The organism is Myxococcus sp. CA039A, assembly GCF_013336645.1.
GTDB lineage: Bacteria > Myxococcota > Myxococcia > Myxococcales > Myxococcaceae > Myxococcus > Myxococcus llanfairpwllgwyngyllgogerychwyrndrobwllllantysiliogogogochensis.
In genome coordinates, this window is record NZ_JABUMQ010000458.1 from 1 (window position 1) to 6,971 (window position 6,971).

The window sequence follows — 6,971 nt, forward strand, 5'->3', positions numbered from 1 at the left end:
AGCCCCGTGCCGCCCGAGCTCCCCCGGATGCCCTGCCCTCGCGACTGGAGACGCTGCTGGAGTCGCTCACGGACCGGCACCTGGCGGACCGGCTGGAGCGCGTCCATCGCGCGGCGGCGGTGGCCATCGACCAGTTGGGACACCTGAGCATCGCCCGTTACGAGCCCACCTCCCTGGAGTCGGACGGCGGCGCGGACCTGTCCCTCTGGGAGACCATGGCCCCCGCCATCGGCGACACCCTCGTGGGCGTCAACCAGCTCGTCAGCGCCATCCACCAGCAGTTCCCCCCGCCCTCGCGCTCCGCGAGCACCGGGGACACCGGCTGGGCCCCTCCCCCCGCCAGCTCCGATGAGCGGCTGGCGCAGGAGGTGGAGGCGGTGCTCCACGCCACCGCGGAGCGGCTGTCCAAGAGGGTGTCGGAGCTGGGCCAGCAGATGCGAAAGCCGGAGGTCGTCAGCGACCGCTGGACGCTGATGGCCAAGCTCCAGGCGTTCCGCGCCGACTTCCGCGTGCGCATCGGCGACCTCGTCTACCTGACGGCGGCGGCCTTCGAGGACGTGCGCCGCGAGGACGTGGTGCCCGGCTACGTGCACCAGGTGGGCGCGCGCTCGGCGCTGCGCGGGGCGGCGGCGGACCTGCGCCGCTCGCTGCAAGGACGGTTGGAGCGCGCGACGAAGGCGGAGGCCCCGTCACGACCCCCGCTGGCCCGACAGATGGCGGAGAGCGTGTCGGCCTTCATCACCCTGTCCGCCTCGGTGGCGCTGCGCACGCCGCAGAAGCACCACGTGCTCACCTTCCGCGCGCGCCTCCAGGACGCGGGAGGACAGCCCGAACTGGCGGCGGACGTGCTGCCCTCGCTCGTCGAGCCCTTCCTCGCCTTCCTGGAGGAGGCCATGGACGAGGTGACGCGCACGTGGCTCGTCGTGCATGACCGCGAGCTGTGGGCGGCGTGTGGCGCGAAGCTGGAGCAGGCGGAGATGCACCTGACGCTCGGCTCGCCAGGCGCGGCGCGCGTGCTGGCGGACGCGGTGGACACGGCGGCGGCGCTGTACGGCCGCTCGGCGCCGTTCGACGGCTTCCTGCGCAAGGCGCGACAGGAGGCCGCCGAGGGACTGGCCGAGACGGGCTCATACGGCCTGCTCGAGCGCTTCAGGGAGCGCCTCGCGGCCCTGCCCTTCAGCTAGGGGGCCGCGACTACTTCTTCGTGTCGGCGGGAAGCGCGGGAGCCTCCGCCTTCGACGGCAGCACGCGCAGCTCGTTGAAGCGCTCGGCCAGCGTGCCCGGCGTCATCTCTTCCTGCCACTGCTTGGGGTTGGTGTTCCAGCCGAAGTCGGCCGGCACCTTGCCGCCACCCTGGTTCTTGTAGCCAATCATGTCCGGGAACAGCGTGGACCAGCGGCCCGCGGGGTCCGGCTCCTTGGTGATGTACTGCCGGTTGGCGGGGATGAGGAAGGGCTTGCTCGCGTCGCTCATGACGCAAAGCCTCCCCGAAACCCGCCCGCAAGGGTAGTGGGAAGCCACGGTGACGGCGCCTGGAGGCCTGGTCCCCGGACATCCCCCCGGAATGAGGCCCTCAAGCGGCCTTCCGGGCCTTCCCCCGGCGCACGGGGGGCAGCACCCGGGGCCCCAGCGCGAAGACGGCCGCGAAGTAGCGCGCCTGGGCCTCGCTCCGGTACCGGTAGCGCCGCACCTCGCCCTCCGACGTGACGACCTCCACCCCCCAGCCCTTCCTGTCCTCGCTCACGTCCACGCGCTCCACGCCACCCATGCCGTCCCCCTCTCCCGTTTCCTGGCGTCTTGGAGATCAATCACCGTGCCAGTCAGTCCACGCGGATGCCCGGGGTTGCGGTGTCCACGGGACGTCAGTCGGCCGCGAGGCGGTAAGGAATGCAGCCATGCCCGCCTGCCTGCCTGCTTGTGGGGTGGAAGGGTGCGATGCCCTCCAGGGCGCGTACCCAGGGCCTGGAGCGGTCTGCTTGTGCCGCGCGATTCCTGCGTTAACTCAGAGGCATGACTGAATTCGAGAGCAACATCGGCGAGCGGTTCGCCGAATTCGTCCTTCCCGACGGCTGCGTGCTCTGCGGTGGGGCGGTGAACGTGCGCGCCAGCCCCTCCGGGGCGCACAGCTACTGCGCCCACTGCCACTGGCTGTCCAAACCTCGCATGCGCGTGAAGGACAACGGCGTGGAGCTGTCCTTCGGCGCGGCGGCCACGGCTTGATGTCCCGCGCGTCGAGCATCCACGAGGCTCGACGCGCTCACCCCACGGGCAGGCTCAATTCGCGGAGCAGGCCCAGACCCCCTGGATGGTGCAGAAGCAGTTTCCGACGCGCCGGTTGATGCAGCACGAGCGCGTGCCGCTGCCCGCCGGGGAGCACGCCTTGCCCGCGAGGCTCAAGCAGGAGCTGTTGGGCTGCAGGCAGATGGAGGGCAGCGAAATGGGGCAGATTTTGTGCAGCCCATCGCACTCGACGGACTCGCCCGGGTAGGTGTTGCACGTGGTGCCCGTGCAGGACACCGTCGACCCATTCGAACAGGTCGTCGTACACGTTTCGAGCGCGCTCTCCTCCTGGGCGAGAGGCTCCAGCGCCTCGACGGCCTCGGTTCCACCACAGGCCAGCAGACCGGACACGACCAGCGCCGACAGCACCGTCAGGGACAGCTTCATGGGTGGGCTCTCTTTCAGCGAAGGATGGGCGATGGCCCATCACGCACGTGCGTGCGCGCTGGAGAGGGATTGAAGCATGACCCGTGGGTGCCCCGTCAGGCATGGGCCCATGACTCACCGTGGCATCTGCACTTCGATTTCACTATTTCGAGCAGAGCGGACACGGTGGGGTGCGGGGGCCTCACCTGCGCGGACCTTCGTCGAGGCCGGGGCCTTCCAGGGTGCGCCCGGAGTCGGAGGCCTCCCGAGGCGGTGCGGGCGGCAGGCCCTGCGCGGAGAGCAAGAGCGACAGCAGGGCGGCCTGCTCCTTCTCCCCGAGGACCTCCATCGTCTTCGGCAGGCTGAGGGAGACGGAGGTCGGCTCGCCGTCCACGTCGGGCTGACAGGTGCGCCAACCGGTGTAGTGGCCCCCCGCCACCGTCAGGGTGTAGCTGCAGCCGCCCACGTCGCCGGAGATGCCCACGGGGGAGATGACGAGCGAGGTGGGCCAGTGGGCGAGTTCGCCATCCACGCGCAGGCCCTGCTCGGAGGCCATGCGGGACAGTTCGAGCCGGCTGTCCTCCACGCCCACGCGTCCGACGATGGGCCCCTGGGGCCAGCGCAGGTCCACGTCACCGCCGCGCAGGCGGCCCTTGAGCGAGGAGCCGGTGCGACGCAGGTCGAAGCCTCCGCCGCGCACGACGTCGCGACTCAGGGACACCGTGAGGGACTCTTCGCCTACCTGGAAGCGGATGGGACCGCCGCGTTCGGAGACGGCGAGCTGCGCGCTCGCGGGCGCGGCGAGTCCGAGCGACAGCAGCACCGCGCTCAGCCTGCCGAGCGCTCCTCGGGGTCCGGATTCGGGGCGTGACACGGGGCACCTGCCTTTCCTCTGGGCACTGGAGGGAAGGTAGGGTCGCGAGCCCGGGGCGGGCATGGCCGTGCACCCCGTGGGCTCGCATGGAGGGACGGGCTCAGTGGGGCCCGTGAGCGCCTGGAGCGCCGCCTGCCGCGAGGGACGGGTCATCGCGCTTGCGCTCGCGTTTGTCCCAGGAGTCGCCGTCCTCGTAGCCCCACTCGTCGACGTCGACGCGGTAGCTGGTGGGTGAGAGCAGTCGTCCCCGGCAGATGCGCTCCTGCCAGTTCCCGTGGTCCACGGAGCTGTCCGCGCGGGAGAGCAATTCGCGCATCAGCCAGTCGGGGACAATGGCGCGGTCGGATGGATAGGCGAAGCGGAAGAAGAGCAGATGGGAGAGGAGGACTTCCCAGTAGCGGTCGAAGCGGCGCAGCAGGCGTTCCCAGTCGAACGTCGCGCCGGTCTTCAGGAGCAGATGGGTGAGTTCGTGGCCATCGAAGCGCTCTCGCTCGAGGACGAACGCCTTGCTCCAGAAGATTTCCTCGGCGGGAGGGACGCGGCACGGGCAGCCCAGTACCTGCGCGGGGACGGCGTGCTCGAACCAGGCTTCGTCGATGGCGGTGATGCCGTTGCCGGAGCCGTAGATGAGGTCGACGAGGAAGTCCGCCCAGAAGGCCTTGTGGAGCCAGCCGTGGACCTCGCTCTCGGTGCGCCATTCGTTGCGCGCGAGGAGTTCGAGGGCGCGGTCTCCATCCTTGCGGTGGAGGAAGAGGTCCAGGTCCTTGGTATCGCGATAGATGCCCGTGTAGTGAGCGAAGGCGTAGGCGCCGCCCACGAGGAAGGGGATGCCAGCGTCGGAAAGCAGTTGGATGGCGTAGGTGCGCGCGCCCAGCTCCGCCACGGAGCGCCGCACTTCCATCCGCCTCGGGTCTCCTCCGGGTGCCCCGGAGGCCTTCGGTGGTTGCTCGGCCATGAGGGAAGATAGGGGAGCAGGGCCGGCACGTCAGCGAGTCGTCCGCGCACCCGCCCGAAGGGCAGGCGAGCGGGCGTGAGTTCTTCTCAGTCGGCTGGCTCGTCCGCGGGGGCAGGTGCGGCCTTCGCGGCCAGGGACATCGGGTAGATGGCGCGGACGTTGACGCGGTAGTGGTACGCCACGAGGTGGGGCGCACCGTTGATGAGGATGAGCACCTGACGCGGGGGCTCAGGCTGACTGTCGACCCAGGCCTGCGCCTGCTCGACTGTGTCGAACGTGGCGACGGGCGGAGGGAGTCCCTCTTCTTCAATGTCCTGAAGATAGAACTCAAGCACGGGACTTGGGAGAAAGTGGCGAAAGCCCTTCTCTTGGAAGTAGACGACACGGTGATACTCACCAGCAATCAGGAGGTGGGCACCATCCGGTGGCTCGGGGTGCGCGTCCAGCCAGCGCTTTGCCTCTGAGCGAGTCTTGAAGCTCGCGATGACGAGGGGAGGAGCATGCTCCTCCATCCCTCGGATGTAATCCGCGAACACGTAGGCCTGCCCCGATTGAGTGATGAACGCGAGTGCATCCATCGCCATCAGCAGCTTCGCTTTTTCATCCTCATCAGACGATTTCTCTCGGAGCTGTCCGAGGAGTTCCCGCACTTCGAGGGACCGCGTACCATTACTCAAGGCATCACCTCGGCGGTGAGAGGAAGGACATGGGCTCCGTCCTGTGCGAAGAGGGCAGCCGGCGCAAGGACCACCAAGCCCGCTCCCATCGACACCACGACGAAAACCACGCCCGCGATGATGCACGTGCTTCCCAGCAATAGCTCGTTGCGGTGCCGCTTCAACCAGTCCACCGCCTCGTCTACTGCGGTGAACTCCTGGGGTCGCAACCCTTCCAGTTCCCTGCAGTCCCGATAGGGCTGCTGGCAGCGGTCCACGCAATAGTCTTCCTTTCCTCCGTACTTTCTCCCACCCGAGGTCATATGCCCAAAGCCCCTTGCCAGAGGTCGGCGCATGCACTCCCGGATGCACTCGCGATTCTCCTCGTCACAATCACGCGGCCGACTCACGACCGGCGTCGCTCGCAAGCGTGCGCGAGGCCCCTGGCGCGGCAGGTCGAACCCCTCGGCCGGTTCCCATGAATGAGTCACGGCGCCATCCCCTTGTTCTCGGATGACCAGCACGAGTCGCTGGAGCTCAGTGGCACTTTCAGGAGCCACCTGTCGGGACGAACTACAAGCCACGAGCGCCACACCCACGACCACTGCGGCGAGCTGCTCTGAGAATCGATAGGTCTTCACACACCCTCGCCAGACAGGTCCATCACCGCACCAGCCACAACATCAGGGGCGCGGTGACGAAGGACAGCGGAATCCCCACGCCCACCATCAGCACAGCCAGCTCCGGGTCCAACCGATGCTCGGCCGCGAGAATCGCCGCGCTCACCATGGGCGCCATCGCCGCCTGGAGCACCGTCGCCTGCACCACCACCGGCGACAACCCCGGCAACGCCAACAACCCCAGCGTCACCACCCCCGGCACCAGCACCAGCTTGTAGAAGAGCCCCAGCGACAGCGCCGGCAACCGCGCCCTCATGCCCGACAGCCGCAACTGCAACCCCACCGAGAACAACGCCAGCGGCGTCAACAACGCCCCCAGCCGCTCCAGCACCGACTCCACCCAGACCGGATACCCCACCGGTCGCAACAGCAGCGACACCACCAACGCCACGAACGGCGGAAACGTCGCCACCTTCCTCGCCAGCGCGCTCAGCGGCAGCTCCACCTCCGCGCTCGCTCGCGCCGCCGCCAGCGTCGCCAACGTGGACAGCACCAGGAACGAGCCGAGCTGGTCCGCCACCACCGCCACCGCCAGCCCCTCCGAACCCAGCAACGCCTCCGCCATCGGCAAGCCGACGAACGCCGTGTTGCCCAACCCTCCCGTCAACACCAGCGCCGCCACCGACTCCTTCCCCAACCCCAGCCGAGGCCCCAGCCACCGGAAGAACGGCCCCGCCGCCAGGTAGTACAGCCACGGCACCACCGCGGCCACCAGCAGCGACGGCACGAACTCCAGCCGATGCATCACCCGCAACACCAGCGCCGGCAGCGCCACGTACAGCACGAACGTGTTGAACGGCCCCGCCGAGCCCTCGGGGAACTTCCCACTGCGCCGGGCCAGCACCCCCAGCACCAGACACGTCCCCAACAACCCGATGACCTGACTCATGACGCCCGCGCCTTCCCGCGTCGACGCTGTCCCGCGCGCGGCGACCGTGACTCCTGTTTCCCAACGCCCACCACCCCGCCTCCCGACAACAACGCGCGCTCGCGCTGGATGAGCTCCGCCAGGAAGTCCATCACCGCCCGCACCCTCGCGTTCTGCTGCAGGTCCGCGTGAACCACCAGCCAGATGTCACGCCGCAGCGCCACCACCGGAGGCAACAACCGCCGCAAACCCGGCGTGAGGTCTCCCTGGAGACACGGCATCAACCCCAACC

10 protein-coding genes and 1 pseudogene are annotated in these 6,971 nt (G+C 68.9%); 2 read left to right on the forward strand and 9 right to left on the reverse strand.

Features of this window, described 5'->3' with window-relative positions; translation table 11 throughout:
- On the forward strand, nucleotides 1-1,184 hold a 1,184-nt coding region (locus tag HR086_RS43215), incomplete at its 5' end, for a hypothetical protein (protein WP_254626712.1).
- Nucleotides 1,185-1,194: 10 nt separating this feature from the next.
- Here the strand turns inward: HR086_RS43215 and HR086_RS43220 are convergent.
- Both HR086_RS43220 and HR086_RS43225 read right to left on the reverse strand, forming a co-directional pair.
- Entirely contained in the window at nucleotides 1,195-1,473 is a 279-nt protein-coding gene (locus HR086_RS43220) for a hypothetical protein (RefSeq protein WP_141643623.1), read from the reverse strand.
- A gap of 100 nt (nucleotides 1,474-1,573) precedes the next feature.
- Nucleotides 1,574-1,768, reverse strand: a complete 195-nt coding sequence (locus HR086_RS43225; RefSeq protein ID WP_141643624.1) for a hypothetical protein — start codon at nucleotides 1,766-1,768, stop codon at nucleotides 1,574-1,576.
- A gap of 242 nt (nucleotides 1,769-2,010) precedes the next feature.
- Between HR086_RS43225 and HR086_RS43230 the strand changes: the two genes are divergently transcribed.
- Nucleotides 2,011-2,220 carry a hypothetical protein gene (locus HR086_RS43230; RefSeq protein ID WP_141643625.1) on the forward strand — a complete coding sequence of 70 codons (210 nt, stop codon included), beginning with the start codon at nucleotides 2,011-2,013 and terminating at the stop codon, nucleotides 2,218-2,220.
- Nucleotides 2,221-2,274: 54 nt separating this feature from the next.
- Here the strand turns inward: HR086_RS43230 and HR086_RS43235 are convergent, their stop codons facing one another.
- From HR086_RS43235 to HR086_RS43265, 7 genes and pseudogenes are all read right to left on the reverse strand, one after another.
- The gene (locus tag HR086_RS43235) at nucleotides 2,275-2,667 is read right to left on the reverse strand and encodes a hypothetical protein (RefSeq protein WP_141643626.1); all 393 of its coding nucleotides are present in this window, start codon (nucleotides 2,665-2,667) and stop codon (nucleotides 2,275-2,277) included.
- 181 nt (nucleotides 2,668-2,848) lie between these two features.
- The gene (locus HR086_RS43240) at nucleotides 2,849-3,520 is read right to left on the reverse strand and encodes a hypothetical protein (RefSeq protein WP_141643627.1); all 672 of its coding nucleotides are present in this window, start codon (nucleotides 3,518-3,520) and stop codon (nucleotides 2,849-2,851) included.
- Nucleotides 3,521-3,620: 100 nt separating this feature from the next.
- Nucleotides 3,621-4,421 (reverse strand): nucleotidyltransferase family protein, encoded by an 801-nt coding sequence (locus tag HR086_RS43245; RefSeq protein ID WP_246137254.1) that lies wholly within the window; start codon nucleotides 4,419-4,421, stop codon nucleotides 3,621-3,623.
- Between the two features lie 140 nt (nucleotides 4,422-4,561).
- Nucleotides 4,562-5,059 carry a head protein gene (locus HR086_RS43250; RefSeq protein WP_254626713.1) on the reverse strand — a complete coding sequence of 166 codons (498 nt, stop codon included), beginning with the start codon at nucleotides 5,057-5,059 and terminating at the stop codon, nucleotides 4,562-4,564.
- Nucleotides 5,060-5,148: 89 nt separating this feature from the next.
- Nucleotides 5,149-5,409, reverse strand: coding sequence for a hypothetical protein (locus HR086_RS43255; protein ID WP_373564432.1), 261 nt, complete (start codon nucleotides 5,407-5,409; stop codon nucleotides 5,149-5,151).
- Nucleotides 5,410-5,794: 385 nt separating this feature from the next.
- Nucleotides 5,795-6,700 (reverse strand): AEC family transporter, encoded by a 906-nt coding sequence (locus tag HR086_RS43260; RefSeq protein WP_141643630.1) that lies wholly within the window; start codon nucleotides 6,698-6,700, stop codon nucleotides 5,795-5,797.
- A pseudogene (locus HR086_RS43265) lies at nucleotides 6,697-6,971 on the reverse strand (hypothetical protein); the annotation flags it as partial. The gene HR086_RS43260 and the pseudogene HR086_RS43265, both read right to left, overlap by 4 nt.